Origin of the sequence: Bradyrhizobium sp. BRP20 (genome assembly GCF_020194215.1) — a bacterium.
GTDB classification, from domain to species: Bacteria; Pseudomonadota; Alphaproteobacteria; order Rhizobiales; family Xanthobacteraceae; genus Bradyrhizobium; species Bradyrhizobium yuanmingense.
The window spans coordinates 306,052-322,336 of the sequence record NZ_JADYVY010000005.1 but is presented as its reverse complement, the minus strand read 5'-3'; the positions used below and the strand labels follow the sequence as shown (position 1 = coordinate 322,336).

Annotated in this window: 16 protein-coding genes; 10 read left to right on the top strand and 6 right to left on the bottom strand. The window is 65.4% G+C overall.

The window, feature by feature from the left end; all coding sequences use genetic code 11:
• The first annotated feature begins 26 nt into the window (after positions 1-26).
• The 3 genes from I6F33_RS15180 to I6F33_RS15170 all read left to right on the top strand — a co-directional run bounded on the left by I6F33_RS15180 (position 27) and on the right by I6F33_RS15170 (position 4,743).
• A complete protein-coding gene (locus I6F33_RS15180; protein WP_225143129.1) occupies positions 27-1,688 on the top strand; it encodes an electron transfer flavoprotein-ubiquinone oxidoreductase in 1,662 nt (553 codons plus the stop codon).
• A gap of 289 nt (positions 1,689-1,977) precedes the next feature.
• The gene (locus I6F33_RS15175; protein ID WP_225143127.1) at positions 1,978-3,774 is read left to right on the top strand and encodes a tetratricopeptide repeat protein; all 1,797 of its coding nucleotides are present in this window, start codon (positions 1,978-1,980) and stop codon (positions 3,772-3,774) included.
• Positions 3,775-3,858: 84 nt separating this feature from the next.
• Positions 3,859-4,743 carry a 4-(cytidine 5'-diphospho)-2-C-methyl-D-erythritol kinase gene (locus I6F33_RS15170; protein WP_109144972.1) on the top strand — a complete coding sequence of 295 codons (885 nt, stop codon included), beginning with the start codon at positions 3,859-3,861 and terminating at the stop codon, positions 4,741-4,743.
• Here the strand turns inward: I6F33_RS15170 and I6F33_RS15165 are convergent.
• From I6F33_RS15165 to I6F33_RS15145, 5 genes are all read right to left on the bottom strand, one after another.
• Complete coding sequence (locus tag I6F33_RS15165; protein WP_225143125.1) at positions 4,740-5,615, bottom strand: alpha/beta fold hydrolase; 876 nt, start codon at positions 5,613-5,615, stop codon at positions 4,740-4,742. The genes I6F33_RS15170 and I6F33_RS15165 overlap by 4 nt on opposite strands.
• Complete coding sequence (locus tag I6F33_RS15160; protein WP_225143123.1) at positions 5,608-6,240, bottom strand: LysE family translocator; 633 nt, start codon at positions 6,238-6,240, stop codon at positions 5,608-5,610. Before I6F33_RS15160 ends, I6F33_RS15165 begins: the two co-directional genes overlap by 8 nt.
• A gap of 44 nt (positions 6,241-6,284) precedes the next feature.
• Complete coding sequence (gene fabF, locus I6F33_RS15155; protein WP_225143121.1) at positions 6,285-7,547, bottom strand: beta-ketoacyl-ACP synthase II; 1,263 nt, start codon at positions 7,545-7,547, stop codon at positions 6,285-6,287.
• Position 7,548: 1 nt separating this feature from the next.
• Complete coding sequence (locus I6F33_RS15150) at positions 7,549-8,064, bottom strand: helix-turn-helix domain-containing protein (RefSeq protein WP_225143119.1); 516 nt, start codon at positions 8,062-8,064, stop codon at positions 7,549-7,551.
• A 383-nt stretch (positions 8,065-8,447) separates the two neighbouring features.
• Positions 8,448-9,455, bottom strand: coding sequence for a polyprenyl synthetase family protein (locus I6F33_RS15145; protein WP_036006386.1), 1,008 nt, complete (start codon positions 9,453-9,455; stop codon positions 8,448-8,450).
• A 133-nt stretch (positions 9,456-9,588) separates the two neighbouring features.
• Between I6F33_RS15145 and I6F33_RS15140 the strand changes: the two genes are divergently transcribed.
• The 6 genes from I6F33_RS15140 (at position 9,589) to glyS (ending at position 15,245) form a co-directional block, all read left to right on the top strand.
• Positions 9,589-9,816, top strand: coding sequence for a DUF2007 domain-containing protein (locus I6F33_RS15140; protein WP_008562067.1), 228 nt, complete (start codon positions 9,589-9,591; stop codon positions 9,814-9,816).
• Complete coding sequence (locus tag I6F33_RS15135) at positions 9,809-10,573, top strand: tRNA1(Val) (adenine(37)-N6)-methyltransferase (RefSeq protein ID WP_036006371.1); 765 nt, start codon at positions 9,809-9,811, stop codon at positions 10,571-10,573. Before I6F33_RS15140 ends, I6F33_RS15135 begins: the two co-directional genes overlap by 8 nt.
• 216 nt (positions 10,574-10,789) lie before the next feature.
• Positions 10,790-11,698, top strand: coding sequence for a S49 family peptidase (locus tag I6F33_RS15130; protein ID WP_036006373.1), 909 nt, complete (start codon positions 10,790-10,792; stop codon positions 11,696-11,698).
• Between the two features lie 104 nt (positions 11,699-11,802).
• Positions 11,803-11,994 (top strand): hypothetical protein, encoded by a 192-nt coding sequence (locus tag I6F33_RS15125; protein WP_036006375.1) that lies wholly within the window; start codon positions 11,803-11,805, stop codon positions 11,992-11,994.
• 213 nt (positions 11,995-12,207) lie between these two features.
• The gene (locus I6F33_RS15120) at positions 12,208-13,146 is read left to right on the top strand and encodes a glycine--tRNA ligase subunit alpha (protein WP_036006377.1); all 939 of its coding nucleotides are present in this window, start codon (positions 12,208-12,210) and stop codon (positions 13,144-13,146) included.
• Entirely contained in the window at positions 13,146-15,245 is a 2,100-nt protein-coding gene (gene glyS / locus I6F33_RS15115; protein ID WP_225143117.1) for a glycine--tRNA ligase subunit beta, read from the top strand. Before I6F33_RS15120 ends, glyS begins: the two co-directional genes overlap by 1 nt.
• A gap of 275 nt (positions 15,246-15,520) precedes the next feature.
• On the opposite strand, the gene I6F33_RS15110 is transcribed toward glyS, so the two are convergent.
• Positions 15,521-15,874, bottom strand: a complete 354-nt coding sequence (locus tag I6F33_RS15110) for a DUF1236 domain-containing protein (protein WP_036006381.1) — start codon at positions 15,872-15,874, stop codon at positions 15,521-15,523.
• 223 nt (positions 15,875-16,097) lie between these two features.
• Here I6F33_RS15110 and I6F33_RS15105 point away from each other — a divergent pair, with 223 nt between their 5' ends.
• Positions 16,098-16,253, top strand: coding sequence for a DUF3096 domain-containing protein (locus I6F33_RS15105; protein WP_008562090.1), 156 nt, complete (start codon positions 16,098-16,100; stop codon positions 16,251-16,253).
• The last annotated feature ends 32 nt before the right edge of the window (positions 16,254-16,285 follow it).

Sequence of the window (16,285 nt, the reverse complement as noted above, 5' to 3'; positions counted from 1 at the left end):
AGGACCGTCTCAAGGGCTGAGATCAGATGAGCACCGAAGAACTTCCCCCGCGCGAATCCATGGAATTCGACGTCGTCATCGTCGGCGCCGGCCCGTCGGGTCTGTCGGCCGCGATCCGGCTCAAGCAGCTCAACGCCGAGCTCAACGTCGTCGTGGTGGAGAAGGGCTCCGAGGTTGGTGCGCACATCCTCTCGGGCGCCGTGATCGATCCCGCGGGCCTCGACAAGCTGATCCCGGACTGGCGCGAGGATGCCGACTGCCCGCTGAAGACGCAGGTCAAGGACGACCGCTTCTACTGGATGACCGGCGGCGGCGCGATCAAGCTGCCGAATTTCATGATGCCGCCGCTGATGAACAATCATCACTGCTACATCGGCTCGCTCGGCAATGTCTGCCGCTGGCTGGCGCGCAAGGCCGAGGCGCTTGGCGTCGAGATCTATCCGGGCTTTGCGGCGGCCGAGGTGCTCTATGACGAGGAGGGCAAGGTCAAGGGCATCGCCACCGGCGACATGGGCATCGGCCGCGACGGCAAGCCGAAGGATTCCTTCACCCGCGGCATGGAATTGCTCGGCAAGTACACGCTGTTCGCCGAAGGCGCCCGCGGCAGCCTGACCAAGCAGCTCATCAACAAGTTCGCGCTCGACGCCAAGAGCGAGCCGCCGAAGTTCGGCATCGGCCTCAAGGAGGTCTGGCAGATCGATCCCGCCAAGCACCAGAAGGGCTTGATCCAGCATTCATTCGGCTGGCCGCTTGACCTCAAGACCGGTGGCGGCTCGTTCCTTTATCACTACGACGACAATCTCGTCGCCGTCGGCTTCGTCGTGCATCTGAACTACGACGATCCCTATCTGTCCCCATTCGACGAATTCCAGCGCTTCAAGACCCATCCCTCGATCCGCGGCACCTTCGAAGGCGCCAAGCGGCTCGCCTACGGCGCGCGCGCGATCACCGAGGGCGGCTATCAGTCGGTGCCGAAGCTGAGCTTCCCCGGCGGCGCGCTGATCGGCTGCGCGGCCGGCTTCGTCAACGTGCCGCGCATCAAGGGCGTGCACAATGCGATGGGCACCGGCATGCTGGCTGCCCAACATGTTGCGGCCGCGCTCGCCGCCGACCGCGCCAATGACGAGCTCGTCGAATACGAGAACGCCTGGCGTTCCTCATCGGTCGGCAAGGACCTGTTCCTGGTCCGCAACGTCAAGCCATTGTGGTCGAAGTTCGGCACCGTGCTCGGCGTCGCGCTGGGCGGCTTCGACATGTGGTGCAATACGCTGTTCGGCGCCTCACTGTTTGGCACGCAGTCGCACGTCAAGCCCGACCGCGCCACGCTCGATTCGGCCAAGAGCCACGCGCCCAGGAACTACCCGAAGCCCGACGGCAAGATCACGTTCGACAAGCTGTCCTCGGTGTTTTTGTCCAACACCAATCACGAGGAGGACCAGCCGATCCATCTGAAGGTCACGGACATGAACCTCCAGAAGACGTCCGAGCACGACGTCTATGCCGGCCCCTCGAACCGCTATTGCCCGGCTGGCGTCTATGAATGGATCGAGGAGGGCTCCGGCCCGCGCTTCCAGATCAACGCCCAGAACTGCGTTCACTGCAAGACCTGTGACGTGAAGGATCCCAACGGCAACATCACCTGGGTTCCCCCGGAGGGCGGCGGCGGCCCGAACTACGAGGCGATGTGAGGAGATCGCACGGGTGACCAGGCGCACGTTCCCGTGAGGACGAGGCTGCGGCGACCCGCCGCGGCCACGATAAGGCCATAGTGGCGGCGTCTTGGGGCGCTGGCGCGGTTTCAATGGGCCGGTTTGGGCGTGCGGAGGGGATCTTCCCGGGTCCGAATCCTTGCGGCGAAGCGCCAAAAGCGGCATTGTCGGCCTGACGGTTCCGGGCCCGGATGTCACCGGCCGCGTTCGCTTGCGATACGGTCTTCTGCTGCAAACCCAGGCACCACCCAACTCAAGGCGAGCCCTGATGTTTTCAAATCGTTTCAACCGCTGGACTGCTGCCGCCATCGCCCTCATGGGCACCGCGATCGCGACGGTCCCCGGCGCGGTCCTGGCGCAGACGCCGGATCATCCGGAAAACACGGCGGCGCAATTTCCGACGCGAAACGATCTGAAGTCGCTCACCGGCGCCGGCAGCTATCTCGCCGCCCGCCATGCTAGCGTTGAGCGCGACGCGACCTCGGCCGCCGCATTCTACCGTTCGGCGCTCCGCACCGATCCCAAGAACAACGAGCTGCTCGACCGTGCCTTCATCTCGTCGGTCGCCGACGGCGACATCGAGGAGGCGGTCAAGCTCGCCGAGCGCATCCTCACCATCGACAAGACCAACCGCGTCGCCCGTCTCGTCGTCGGCGTGCACGATCTCAAGCTGAAGAAGTACGTCGCGGCGCAGACCAACATCAACCAGTCGATCCGTGGTCCGATCACCGATCTCGTCGCCACGCTGCTGTCGGGCTGGGCCGCCTATGGTGCGGGCGATGCCAAGGGTGGTGTCGCCACCATCGACAAGCTGACAGGTCCGGAATGGTATCCGCTGTTCAAGGATCTCCACACCGGCATGATCCTGGAGCTCTCCGGCAAGGAGAAGGACGCCGGCACGCGCTTCGAGCGCGCCTACAAGCTCGACGATTCCATGCTGCGCGTGACCGAGGCCTATGCGCGCTGGCTGTCGCGCAACAAGGATTCCGCCGCGGCTACCAACATCTATCAGGCCTTCGACAAGAAGCTCGCGCGCCATCCGCTGATCCAGGAAGGCCTGCGCGAAACCAAGGCCGGCAAGAAGATGCCGCCGCTGGTCGATTCCGCGCAGGCCGGCGCCGCCGAAGCGCTCTACGGCATCGGCGCGACGCTGACCCGCCGAGGTGGCGAGGATCTGGCGCTGGTCTATCTCCAGCTCTCGCTCTACCTGCAGCCGACGCATCCGCTGGCACTGCTGTCGCTCGCCGATCTCTACGAATCGGTCAAGCGGCCGAAGATGGCGATCAAGGTCTACGAGCGCGTGCCCGCCAACTCGCCGCTCAAGCGCAACGCGCAGATTCAGCTCGCCATCGATCTCGATTCCGCCGACCGCACCGACGAGGCGATCAAGATCCTCAAGGGCGTCACCTCGGAGGATCCCAAGGACCTCGAAGCCATCATGGCGCTCGGCAACATCGAGCGCGGCCGCAAGCGGTTCGGCGATTGCGGCGCGACCTATTCACGAGGCATCGAGGCGCTGCCGCCCGGCAACGACAAGGCCAACAGCGTCTGGTACTATTATCGCGGCATCTGCCAGGAGCGCTCCAAGCAATGGGCCAAGGCCGAGGCCGACATGAAGAAGGCGCTGGAGCTGCAGCCCGACCAGCCGCACGTCCTCAACTATCTTGGCTATTCCTGGATCGACCAGGGCGTGAATCTCGACGAAGGCATGAAGATGATCAAGCGGGCCGTCGAGCAGCGTCCCGACGACGGCTACATCGTCGATTCCCTCGGCTGGGCCTATTACCGCATCGGCAATTTCGAGGAGGCAGTGAAGAACCTCGAACGCGCGATCGATCTCAAGCCCGAGGATCCGACCATCAACGACCACCTCGGCGACGCCTATTGGCGCGTCGGCCGCACGCTGGAGGCAAAATTCCAGTGGTCGCATGCGCGCGATCTCAAGCCCGAGCCGGAAGAGCTGCCGAAGATCGAGGCCAAGATCGCCAACGGCCTTCCCGACGACAATTCGAACTCTTCTGCGGCGCAGGCCGAAAAGAAGAAGGACGACGGCAGGGGCGGCTAAGCTAGGCGCATGATCCGGAAAAGTGTGGAGCGGTTTTCCGATCAGATCATGCGCAAACAAGTGAGTCTTGGGGGCTGATCGCCAATGTCGGCGTTGATTGAAGAGGGACGGGCGAAGGTCAATTTGAGCCTTCGCGTCGTCGGCCGTCGTGCCGATGGTTATCATGATCTCGAAAGCGTGGTCGCGTTTGCCGACTGCGCCGACCGGCTCACCTTGGAGCCGGGCGGGGAGCTGAAGCTCACCACGACTGGGCCGCTGGCTGCCGCCTGCGGCGACACAGCCGACAATCTCGTGCTCAAGGCCGCCAAGCTCCTTGCCGAGGCGATCCCTGGCCTGCAGCTGGGCGCCTTCGCGCTCGACAAGGTGCTCCCCGTTGCAGCCGGCATCGGCGGCGGCTCGGCGGATGCCGCGGCCGCGCTGCGGCTCCTGGCGCGTCTCAACGATCTGTCGCTCGATGATCCCCGCATTCAGAAGGTCGCGCTCGCAACCGGCGCCGACGTGCCGGTGTGCCTCCTCTCGCGCGCCTGCGACATGACCGGCGTCGGCGAGCAGCTGCTGCCGCTCGCGCTGCCGAGCATGCCTTGCGTCATGGTCAATCCGCGTGTGCCTGTCGCCACCAAGGACGTGTTCCAGGCGCTGGGCCTGCGCAACGGCGAGCTCCTGGTCGGCGTCACCGACGTCATCCGCGCACCGGCCTGGCCCGGCGAAGGCGGCTCGATTTCCGATTGGGTCGAGGTTCTCGACACGGTCGCCAACGATCTCGAAGCACCCGCGCTGCGGATCGAGCCTGTGATCGGCGAGGTGCTGGACGCCTTGCGCGATTCCGCCGGCGTCAAGCTCGCCCGCATGTCCGGCTCGGGCGCGACGTGCTTTGCGATCTACGGCGCATCTGAGGAGGCACATGCCGCGGCCGAAACGATCCGGCGCGATCACCCCGCCTGGTGGGTGCATGCGGGCACGTTGAGCTAGCCTTCGTCCTCATTGAGCTCGAGAAACCGCCGGATCTCACCCAACACCTCCTGCGGCTTGTCGTGCTGCAGCCAGTGTCCCGCCCCGGCAATAGTCTTAACGCTCGCGTTCTGGAAGTATCGCTCCAGGCCGGCGGAGCGAGCGCCCGCTAGAAAGCTTTCGCCGGCATTGAGCAGCAGCGTCGGGCACGTGATCCGCGACCACAGCTCGATGTGATCGTCGGGCCAGAGCCGATGTGGCGCGGAGGCGCGCTGATAGGGATCGAATTTCCAGCTGTAGCTGCCGTCCTCGTTCTGCCGCGCGCCATGCCTGGCGAGATGCAGCGCGAGGTCCCGTGACAGGCGCTTGTTGTGAAGCACCATCTGTGCGGCCGCGTCCTCGAGGCTCGGATAGCGGCGCGGGGTGCGGTCGTGGAGCTTGTCGAGCTGGCCGACCCATCTGCCGATGCGCTCATGCGCCGGCGGCTTCGGTGTGTCCGGCAACATGGTCACGCCGTCGAGGACGACGAGCCTCGTGACCTGTTCGGGGAATGCGCCCGAAAAGATCAGGCTCACCATGCCGCCCATCGAATGGCCGATCAGGGTGACCTGAGACGTGGCTAAGGTGCGAACCAGCTGCACGAGATCGTACACGTATTCTGTCAGCGCGTAGCTGCCGCCTCTCGTCCAGTCGGAATCGCCGTGACCACGCAGGTCGGGCGCGACGACGCGAAAATGCGGTTGCAGCGAGCGCGCGATGTGATCCCAGCTGCGGCAATGATCGCGGCCGCCGTGCACCAGGATGGCGACCGGTGCACCCTCGTTGCCCCAGTCGGCGTAGTGCAGCCGCAGGCCGTGCGATTCATAGAAGCGGCTTTGCGGGGCGCTAGCCATTGGCCGGCCGCCGCGCCAGGGCGAGCGAGAGGCCGAGGCCCGCGATGAAGACGCCGGAACCTCGTGTGAGGCGACGCATCAGAAGCGGCCGTCCGGTCAGCTGCGCGCGCGTCGCGGAGGCCATCAGCACCACCACGACATCGGCGAGCGTGTTCAGGGCCACGGAGATCGCACCCAGCAGGATGAATTGCAGCGTCGGGTTCGAGTCCGACGGATCGAGAAACTGTGGAATGAAGGCGAGGAAGAATGCCGCGGTCTTCGGATTGAGCGCTTCGACCAGCACGCCGTCGCGAAACGCGCGCTTGTCGCCGATCGGCTCGCTCCCGAGCGGCAGGTTGTTGCCGGCGCTGCGAAACGTCTTGATGCCGAGCCAGACCAGATAGAGCGCGCCGACGAACTTCACGGCGGCAAACAGCTCCGCGCTGGCCAGGATGATGGCGGAGATGCCGAGGCTGCCCGCGACCACATGAACCAGTCCGCCCAGCGCCGTGCCCGCGGTCGAGGCGAAGCCGCTGCCACGCCCCTCCGACAAGGTTCGCGCCGCGACGTAAAAAATGCCAGGGCCGGGAACGGCGGCAATGAGGAGAGCTGCGGCCAGGAACAGCCAGAAATTCGTTTCGATCATGCCGTTTTCGTAGCGAAGCCGGCGGCGATTGCAAGACCTCTTGCTTAGCCCAGCCGGCGCAAGATCACGCTGGCATTGACCCCGCCGAAGCCGAACCCGTTGGAGATGGCATGCTGCATCGGCATTGGCCGCGCGCTGCCTGCGACGATATCGATGCCTTCGGCGCCCGCATCGGGGTTTTCGAGATTGAGCGTGGGCGGCGCGATCTGGTCGCGCAACGCGAGCACGGTGAAAACCGCTTCCAGCCCGCCGGCGGCGCCGAGCAGGTGACCCGTGGCCGATTTGGTCGCGCTCACGGCAATGCCGCGGTTGCGGCCGAACAGCGCGCCGATGGCGCCTAGCTCGCTTTCGTCGCCGGCCGGTGTCGAGGTCGCGTGCGCGTTCAGGTGCTGCACATCCGCGGGCGCAAGCTTGGCCTGCCGAAGCGCGATCTCCATGGCGCGGCGGGCACCATCGCCATCCGGCGGCCCCGAGGTCATGTGATAGGCGTCCGCGGTCGTGCCGTAGCCGACAATCTCGGCGATCGGCGTCGCGCCGCGCGCCTGCGCATGCTCCAGCGCCTCGATCACCAGGATGCCGGCGCCTTCGCCCATCACGAAACCGTCGCGGTTGCGATCGAACGGACGCGAGGCGCGCGCAGGCTCGTCGTTGAAGCCGCTCGACAGCGCGCGAGCGGCCGCAAAGCCGCCGAGACTGACGATATCGATGCAGGCCTCCGCGCCGCCGCAGATCGCAACGTCAGCTTCGCCTGATCGGATCATGCGCGCGGCATCGCCGATCGCCTGCACGCCGGCGGCGCAGGCCGTGACGGGCGCGCCCAGCGCGCCCTTGTAGCCGTACTTGATCGAGACGTGGCCGGCGGCGAGATTGGCGAGGAACGAGGGGATCGTGAACGGCGACAGCCGGCGCGCGCCGCGTTGCGCGGTGATGCGCACCGCCTCCGCCATGGCGGGAAAGCCGCCGACGCCGGAGGCGATGATCGTCGCGGTGCGCCCGAGCGCGCCAGCATCCTGCGGCGTCCATTTCGCCTGCGCGACGGCTTCTGCCGTCGCGAGCAGCGCGAACAGGATGAAGCGGTCCATCTTGCGCTGATCCTTGGGCGCGGCAGCCTGCGCCGGATCAAAACCGCCTTCGGCATCATCGGTCTTATCGGGCACGAGGCCTGCAATGCGCGCCGGCAGCGCCTCTGCCCATTCCGGCAACAGGCGCAGCCCGCTTTGCCCGGCGAGCAGCCGCCGCCACGTCAATTCGACGCCGCAGCCAAGCGGCGACACCGCGCCCATTCCCGTCACGACGATACGACGCATGTCAGTCTCCAGCCGGCGCGACGGCCGGGTTCATGGCCTTGAGCGAAGCAAGCCGTGCGCGCATGCCGCGGCTGGCGCGGGGACCTGCGACGACGACCGCATTGGCGAGCGTGATCGGGCGCTTGTCGGCGGCATCGACCACAATCGGCTCGAGCGGGCGGACGTCGCTCCGGTTCGCCAGCAGGATGGATTCGCCTTTCGGCGCCAGATGCTTGTTGCCCCAGGCGAGCAGCGTAGCGATCACGGGGAAGAAATCCCGCGCCTTATCCGTCAGCACATATTCGTAGCGCGGCGGGCGCTCCTGATAGCGGCGACGCACGAACATGCCGCTTTCGGTGAGATGCGAGAGCCGCCGCGACAGGATGTTCGGCGCAATGCCGAGGCTTTGCGAGAACTCGTCGAACTTCGTCGCACCCTGAAATGCATCGCGCAGAATCAGGATGCTCCACCATTCGCCGACCGTCTCCACCGCGCGGCCGACCGGGCATTCCAGGATCGAAGGGGATTTGGGCTGCATGGCGGGCAAGATAGGTCAGTAACTTGCAAAATGCAAGTGACCGCGCGGGGAGCCATGTGGAGCGAGTGAGGCTGGATTCTGCTGGTGAGATGAAGCGCGCTCTCGTGCCCCGGACGCAGCGCAGCGCCTCTTAGCGGTGCTCTGCAGAGCCGGGGCCCATATTGATCATGATTGCGGATGTCGCATGGGTCCCGGCTCTGCGCAGCAGCGTTTCACGCTGCAGCGCGTCCGGGACACGAGAGCAAGCGGTGCCGTCGCGGCGTACTCCGTCATTGCGAACGCAGCGAGGCAATCCAGACTGTTTCCGCGGCGGGATTCTGGATTGCTTCGCTACGCTCGCAATGACGGGTGCAGGGAGCGCGCAAAGCGTGAGCGTCAGTCGCCTAATGCGATCTTGCCAAGCAGAACGCCACGACCTGCTCCAGCGCGCTCTTCATCGGCGAGGGCGGGAACAGCGCCAGCGCATCCACGGCCATGGCGCCGTAGTGCTGGGCGCGGATCAGCGTGTCCTCGAGCGCGCGGTGCTTGTTCATCAGGCCGATGGCGTGATCGAGATCGGAATCGCCGATCTCGCCGCGCTCGAGCGCGCGGATCCAGAAGGCGCGCTCGGTGTCGTTGCCGCGGCGGAAGGCGAGCACGACGGGCAGCGTGATCTTGCCTTCGCGGAAATCGTCGCCGGTGTTCTTGCCGAGCTTGGCGCTCTTGCCGCCGTAGTCGAGCACGTCGTCGACGAGCTGGAAGGCGATGCCGAGATTCATGCCGACCGAGCGGCAGGCAGTCTGCTCCGCCTTCGGGCGGTTCGCGATCACGGGGCCGACCTCGCAGGCGGCGGCGAACAATTCGGCGGTCTTGCCGCGGATCACGGCGAGATATTCGTCCTCGGTGGTCGCGGTGTTCTTGGCGGCGGCGAGCTGCATCACCTCGCCCTCGGCGATGGTGGCGGCCGCCGCGGAGAGGATGTCGAGCGCGCGCAGCGAGCCGACCTCGACCATCATGCGGAAAGCCTGGCCGAGCAGGAAGTCGCCGACCAGCACGCTTGCCTCGTTGCCCCAGAGCATGCGCGCCGACAGCTTGCCGCGGCGCATCTCGCTCTCGTCGACCACGTCGTCGTGGAGCAGGGTGGCGGTGTGCATGAACTCGACGCTGGCAGCTAACTTGATGTGGCCGTCACCGGTGTAGCCGGCGAGATTGGCCATGGCGAGCGTCAGCATCGGGCGCAGGCGCTTGCCGCCCGAGGAGATCAAGTGGTTGGCCACTTCAGGGATCATGGTCACGTCGGAGCCGGTCCGCGACAGGATCGTGGCATTGACGCGCTCCATGTCGGGAGCGACAAGGGCAACCAGCTCTTCGATCGACGCGCCGGGGGTTTCGAAAGGTACGATGACGGCCACGCCGGTCTCCAATATTTGCCCCGGAAGGGCTATTCTGATGGAAATACAATAGAAACTGGCGACGGATGCGGCAAGGGCCGCGGAACCATTGACATTTGCCGCGTTAGCCACTTTCAGGCAGGAGACCTCCGTTTTGCGTGAACTGGTTCGGACCAACGATATGGTGCTGGTGTCGGCGATTGGCGCGCTGCTCGACGGCGCCAACATCCATCATCTGGTGCTGGACCAGAACATGAGCATCATCGAGGGGTCTCTCGGCATTCTGCCGCGGCGGATCCTGGTTCATGAGGACGACGCCGAGGAAGCCAGGGCGCTCCTCACCGAGGCAGGCCTCAGCCACGAACTGCGCGGCGATGATTGAGGCCGCGGATATTACCGAGGACGCGTTTCTCGGTGGGCAGTTGCGCTTGATGCAGAAGCGGTCAGGCCACCGCGCCGGGCACGACGCCATCCTGCTGGCAGCAGCGACCGACGCTAAGGCGGGTGACCGCGTGGTCGAGCTTGGCGCCGGCGTCGGCACGGCGGGCCTTGCGCTGGCGCGGCGCGTCGCGGGGATCAGGCTGAGCCTCGTCGAGATCGATCCGGAACTGGCGCAGCTCGCGCGGGCCAACGCCGCCGCGAACGCGATTCCTGCCGAGGTCATCGTGCTCGACGTCACCGCCGACGCGCAGGCGTTTGCAGCGAACGGACTTCTGCCCGACGGTTCCGACGCCGTATTGATGAACCCGCCCTTCAACGACCCCGCACGCCATCGCGGCTCGCCGGATCAGGCGCGCCACACCGCGCATGTGGCGAGGGAGGAGACGCTGCATGCGTGGGTGCATGCAGCCCGGCGCATTCTCCGATCGAGCGGCGTGCTGACCCTGATCTGGCGCGCGGACGGAATTGGCGACGTCGTGGCAGCGCTGTCACGCGGCTTCGGCAGCCTCGCGATCCTGCCGGTTCATGGCGAAGCGGGAAAGCCTGCCATCCGGGTGCTGGTGCGCGCAGTCAAAGGCGGCCGGGCACCGACGCAATTGCTGCCGGGCCTCATGCTCAACGAGGAGTCAAACGTGCCGAAGAAAGAGGTGAAGGATATTCTGGAGGGGAGGGCGGCGTTGCCGCTGGCGAGGCCGTGACGGCTTATTGCGGAAGCGATTCCGTCTGCTGCTCTTGCGGCGACGTAAAGTGAAGCGCCGTGAAAAGCGCACCGATCAGCAGCAACAGCAGATAGATCTTCATGGCGTTTCCTTCCGCTGCCTATTGCAGCTTCCCAACGCGGATTCTGCAAAACACGTTCCTGGCACTTTCAATGACACTCGCGTGATAAGAAATGGTTAATCAGAGGTAAGGCCATGGCCGAACAATTGAACGATCGTGAGAGTTCCGGCCTGGCCGACAAGCTCATGCAATATCTGCCGGCGCGCTTTCGTCCCGGCACGGCGGTCGTGCCGGTGGTGCGGCTGTCCGGTGTGATCGGTGCGGTGACGCCGCTGCGTCCGGGCCTGACGCTTGCCGGCGTCGCGCGGGTGCTCGAGCGCGCGTTTTCCTATCGGCACGCCAAGGCCGTGGCGCTGGTGATCAACTCGCCCGGCGGTTCGCCGGTGCAGTCGCGCCAGATCTACTTGCGCATCAAGCAGCTCGCCGCGGAGAAGAAGCTGCCGGTGCTCGTGTTCGTCGAGGACGTTGCGGCCTCCGGTGGTTACATGATCGCCTGCGCGGGCAACGAGATCATCTGCGATCCCTCCTCGATCCTCGGCTCGATCGGCGTGGTCGGCGGCAGTTTCGGTTTTCAGGAGGCGATCAGGCGGCTCGGCATCGAGCGGCGCCTCTACACCTCGGGCGAGCACAAGGCGATGCTCGACCCGTTTCTTCCGGAAAACCCTGACGACGTCATGAGGCTGAAGGCGATCCAGCGCGAGATCCACCAGATCTTCATCGCGCTGGTCAAGGAAAGCCGCGGCGCCCGGCTGAAGGGAGCGGACGACACGCTGTTCACGGGCGAATACTGGGCGGGGGACAGCGCGATCGCGCTGGGGCTCGCCGACAGCATCGGCGATCTCCGCTCAACTCTTCGTGCCCGTTATGGTGAGAAGGTTCTCACCCCCGTGATTGCGCAGCCGACCGGGCTGCTCTCCGGCCTTTTGGGCCGGAAATCGCCCGGCGCGGGGCAGCTTTCGGCCCTGGAATCAATGGCCGGGCTGCCGGACGAGCTGATCTCGGCGGTCGAGACGCGGGCGATTTGGGCGAAATTCGGGTTCTAGGTCTCGCGCTCCCGCGCCATTTCGCCCGGGCGGCGCCAATTGCGGCGCAGGTCCATCTGCGCAACAATGCGTGTGGGGGCTGAGCATGAGACGAGGATCGACCGATGCCGCCGTTCGTCGCTTTCGCGGGCGTCCTGGGCGGGCTTGCCGTGGTCCGCTGGGCCTACAAGACCGCCATCCGGATCAACCAGGAGCTGGAGGAGATGCGCCTGTCGCGCGTCACCGAGGCCGCCCGCATGGGGGATATCCAGACGCTGAAGCGTGACCCCGTGACCGGAGCTTACCGGCCGGGTTAGGGCACACCTCCACGCGTTCGTCATTCCGGGGCTCGCGAAGCGAGAACCCGGAATCCATCCGAACCACGGAGTGAGCGGCGCAATGGATTCCGGGCTCGCCCTGCGGGCGCCCCGGAATGACGCCCGAATCCGGCCCCTTCGCCTTGATTCCCATCCCCGCCGTCGATACGGTCCCGCGCGATTCAAAACCCCCCGCGAGAGCCCGATCTGACGATGGACGCCTCATTGCCCGCCCATATGCGCCCCGAACGCTCGTTCCAGGGCTTCATCCTCGCGCTCCAGCGGTTCTGGGCCGAGCAGGGCTGCGTGATCCTGCAGCCCTACGACATGGAAATGGGCGCGGGCACCTTCCATCCGGCGACCACGCTGCGCGCGCTCGGGCCAAAGCCGTGGAACGCCGCCTATGTGCAGCCCTCGCGCCGGCCCAAGGACGGCCGTTACGGCGAGAACCCGAACCGGATGCAGCACTATTACCAGTTCCAGGTGATCATGAAGCCGTCGCCGCCGAACCTTCAGGAGCTGTACCTGAAGTCGCTCGCCGCGATCGGCATCGATTCCGCCGTGCACGACATCCGCTTCGTCGAGGACGATTGGGAGAGCCCGACCCTGGGCGCCTGGGGCCTCGGGTGGGAATGCTGGTGCGACGGCATGGAGGTCAGCCAGTTCACTTACTTTCAGCAGGTCGCCGGCTTCGAATGCGCCCCGGTCGCGGGCGAGCTCACCTACGGGCTCGAGCGCCTCGCGATGTATGTGCAGGGCGTCGACCGCGTCTACGACCTCAATTTCAATGGGCGCGACGGTGATCAGAAGGTCACCTATGGCGACGTGTTCCTGCAGGCCGAGCAGGAATATTCGCGGCACAATTTCGAATATGCCGACACCGCGATGCTGTTCGAGCAGTTCAAGATGGCGGAAGCTGCCTGCAAAAAATATCTCGACGCCGGCTGGCGCGACGGCGGCAACCGGAAACAGCATCTGATGGCGCTGCCTGCCTACGACCAGTGCATCAAGGCGAGCCACGTCTTCAACCTGCTCGATGCCCGCGGCGTGATCTCCGTGACCGAACGGCAGAGCTACATTCTGCGCGTGCGCGAGCTGGCAAAAGCTTGTGGCGAGGCCTGGATCCACACTGAAGCGGGCGGAGCGGCCTGATGCCCGATCTTTTGCTTGAACTGTTTTCCGAAGAAATTCCCGCGCGCATGCAGGCGAAGGCGGCGGACGATCTGCGCCGCATGGTCACCGACAAGCTGGTTGCCGAGGGCCTGGTCTATGAGGGCGCAAAGGCGTTCGCGACGCCGCGCCGCCTTGCGCTCACCGTGCACGGCATCCCAGCGCGCCAGCCTGATCTGAAGACCGAGCGTCGCGGCCCGAAGGTCGGCGCGCCCGATGCGGCCGTGCAGGGCTTCCTCAAGGCAACCGGTTTGAAGTCGTTGGACGAAGCCAAAATCCAGCGCGACCCCAAGGGTGATTTCTACATCGGCTTGATCGAGAAGCCCGGCCGCGACGCGATCGACGTGCTCGCCGAGATCCTGCCTGTCATCATCCGCACCTTCCCCTGGCCCAAATCGATGCGCTGGGGCGCGCGCTCGGGCAAGCCCGGCTCGCTGAACTGGGTGCGTCCGCTGCACGCGATCACCGCGACCTTCGGCCTCGAGACCGAAGAGCCCGATGTCGTGACGTTCGAGGTCGACGGCATCGAGAGCGGCCAGACCACTTACGGTCATCGCTTCCTTGCGCCGGCGCCGATCTCCGTGCGCCGCTTCGAGGACTACGAGGCTAAGCTTCTTGCAGCAAAAGTCGTGCTCGACCCCGAGCGCCGCAAGGACGCCATCCTCACCGACGCCAAGCAGCTGGCCTTCGCGCAAGGTTTTGAGCTGGTCGAGGACCAGAACCTGCTCGACGAGGTCGCCGGCCTCGTCGAATGGCCGGTCGTGCTGATGGGCTCGTTCGAGCCGGAATTCTTGAAGACTCCCGACGAAGTCATCCGCGCCACCATCCGCAACAACCAGAAGTGTTTCGTGGTGCGCGACCCCAAGACGGGCAAGCTCGCGAGCAAGTTCATCCTGGTCGCCAATATCGAGGCGACCGATGGTGGTGCGACCATCATCGCCGGCAACGAGCGCGTCATTCGCGCCCGGCTGTCGGATGCGAAGTTCTTCTACGAGACGGACCTGAAGATGAAGCTCGAGGGCCGGCTGCCGAAGTTCGATCAGATCGTGTTTCACGAGAAGCTCGGGACGCAGGCGGAACGCATCATGCGCATCGAGCGCCTGGCCGCCGAGATCGCGCCGCTGGTCGGCGCCGATGTCGCCAAGGCGACGCGCGCGGCGCATCTGGCAAAGGCAGATCTGCTGACGGAAGTCGTCGGCGAATTCCCGGAAGTGCAGGGCCTGATGGGCAAATACTATGCGCTGGCTCAGGGCGAAGACGCCTCCGTCGCCGCGGCCTGCGAGGAGCACTACAAGCCGCAAGGGCCTGCTGATCGCGTTCCGACCGATCCGGTCAGCGTCGTGGTGGCGCTCGCGGACAAGATCGATACCCTGGTTGGGTTCTGGGCGATCGACGAGAAGCCGACGGGCAGCAAGGACCCCTATGCGCTGCGTCGTGCGGCGCTGGGCGTGATCAGGCTGATCGCCGAGAACGCGCTGCGTCTGTCGCTCATAAAGGTGGCGGGATCAGCGCTCGCCGGCTTGTCGGTGAAGCCGGCCGATGCCTCGAAGCTTCCGAGCGATCTGCTCGCCTTCTTCGCCGATCGCCTCAAGGTCCAACTCCGCGAGCAGGGCGCGCGCCACGATCTCGTCGATGCCGTGTTCGCGCTCGGCGGCCAGGACGATCTCCTGATGATCGTCCGCCGCGTCGAGGCGCTCGGAAAATTCCTCGACTCTGACGACGGCAAGAACCTGCTCGCCGGCACCAAGCGCGCCAGCAACATCCTCAGCATCGAGGAGAAGAAGGACAAGCGCAGCTTCGACGGCGCGCCGGATGCTGCGCTCTACAGCCTCGCTGAGGAGAAGGCGCTGGCCAAGGCGATCGGTGAGGTGAAGGCGGAAGCCAGCGCTGCGGTGGCCAAGGAAGACTTCGCCGCCGCGATGAGCGCGATGGCAAAGCTGCGTCCGCCGGTCGATGCCTTCTTCGACAAGGTGCGCGTCAATGACGACGATCCCAAGGTGCGCGAGAACCGCCTGAAGCTCCTCAACGAGATCCGCAGCGCCACGCGCGCGGTGGCGGACTTCTCGAAGATCCAGGATTGAGGCGCGGTTTGCGGCAAACACCGCTGTCATTCCGGGGCGCGCGTGGCGCGAGCCCGGAATCCATAACCACGATCGTGAGTATGGATTCTCAGGTGCGCAATTGCGCACCATAGCCCACGCCTCCGGCGTGTCCCGGAATGACGGCTGCTGATGTGGCTTGCCCAAAGAAGCCCCGCCCGGCGGGGGGAGGACCGGGCGGGGCCTGATGTCCGATTTAACACTGCTCGCGCCAGCCTGATGTGACGCGCCGGACATCGAATGGAGCGGCTGCGTCTTTAGTCCAGCACCTCGACGATGCGGCGCGAGCGCGGCTCGACCAGCACGGTTTCGCCGTTCACGACGGTGTAGCGATAGGTCGTGGCGCCGAAACGTTGCGGCACGTCATAATAGGTGACGCCTGCCTCGGGTAAGGTGGTGCCGACCACCACGCGATCCGGAATGCGGAAGGGCGGCACACGTTGTTCAACGACATATTCGCGGAAGGCGGGCCGTTGTTCGACGGCAATCGTCGGCGCGCCGTCGACCATGGCGGGCGCGCGTCCAATCGTGACATCGCTTTGCGCCTGCGCCGCAAGGGGCGCGCCGGTTGCGGCCGCGAGCGCTGCGAGAGCAAAAATCCTGTTCCGCATGGACAACTCCTTCGACGTGATTCTGCGGGCGCGCGAGCGGCGCGACCGGTTGCCAATGCGTGCCTCAAGCCAATGTTCCGGGAAAAGGCATGCCGCATTCGCGGCAATTTCGGGCAGTTTTCGTGAGGCCGGAACTCGCAGCAGCCCTTGCGCATCTCTACTCCCGGAACCCATCCGGTTATGATCCGCGCGCGATTCGCCTCACCTCACAGAAAGATAGTTCATGCACATCACCGTCGCCCACATTTCGCCGATCCTGTCGTTGATTGCGGGCGTGCTCATCCTGATCATGCCGCGGCTTCTCAACCTCATCGTCGCGATCTTCCTCATCGTCAACGGCGCGATCGGGCTCGGGCTCCTGAAGTGGCTCCGCTTCTAGGCGTTCACTTTTCGGAACTGTCCGTCTTGCGC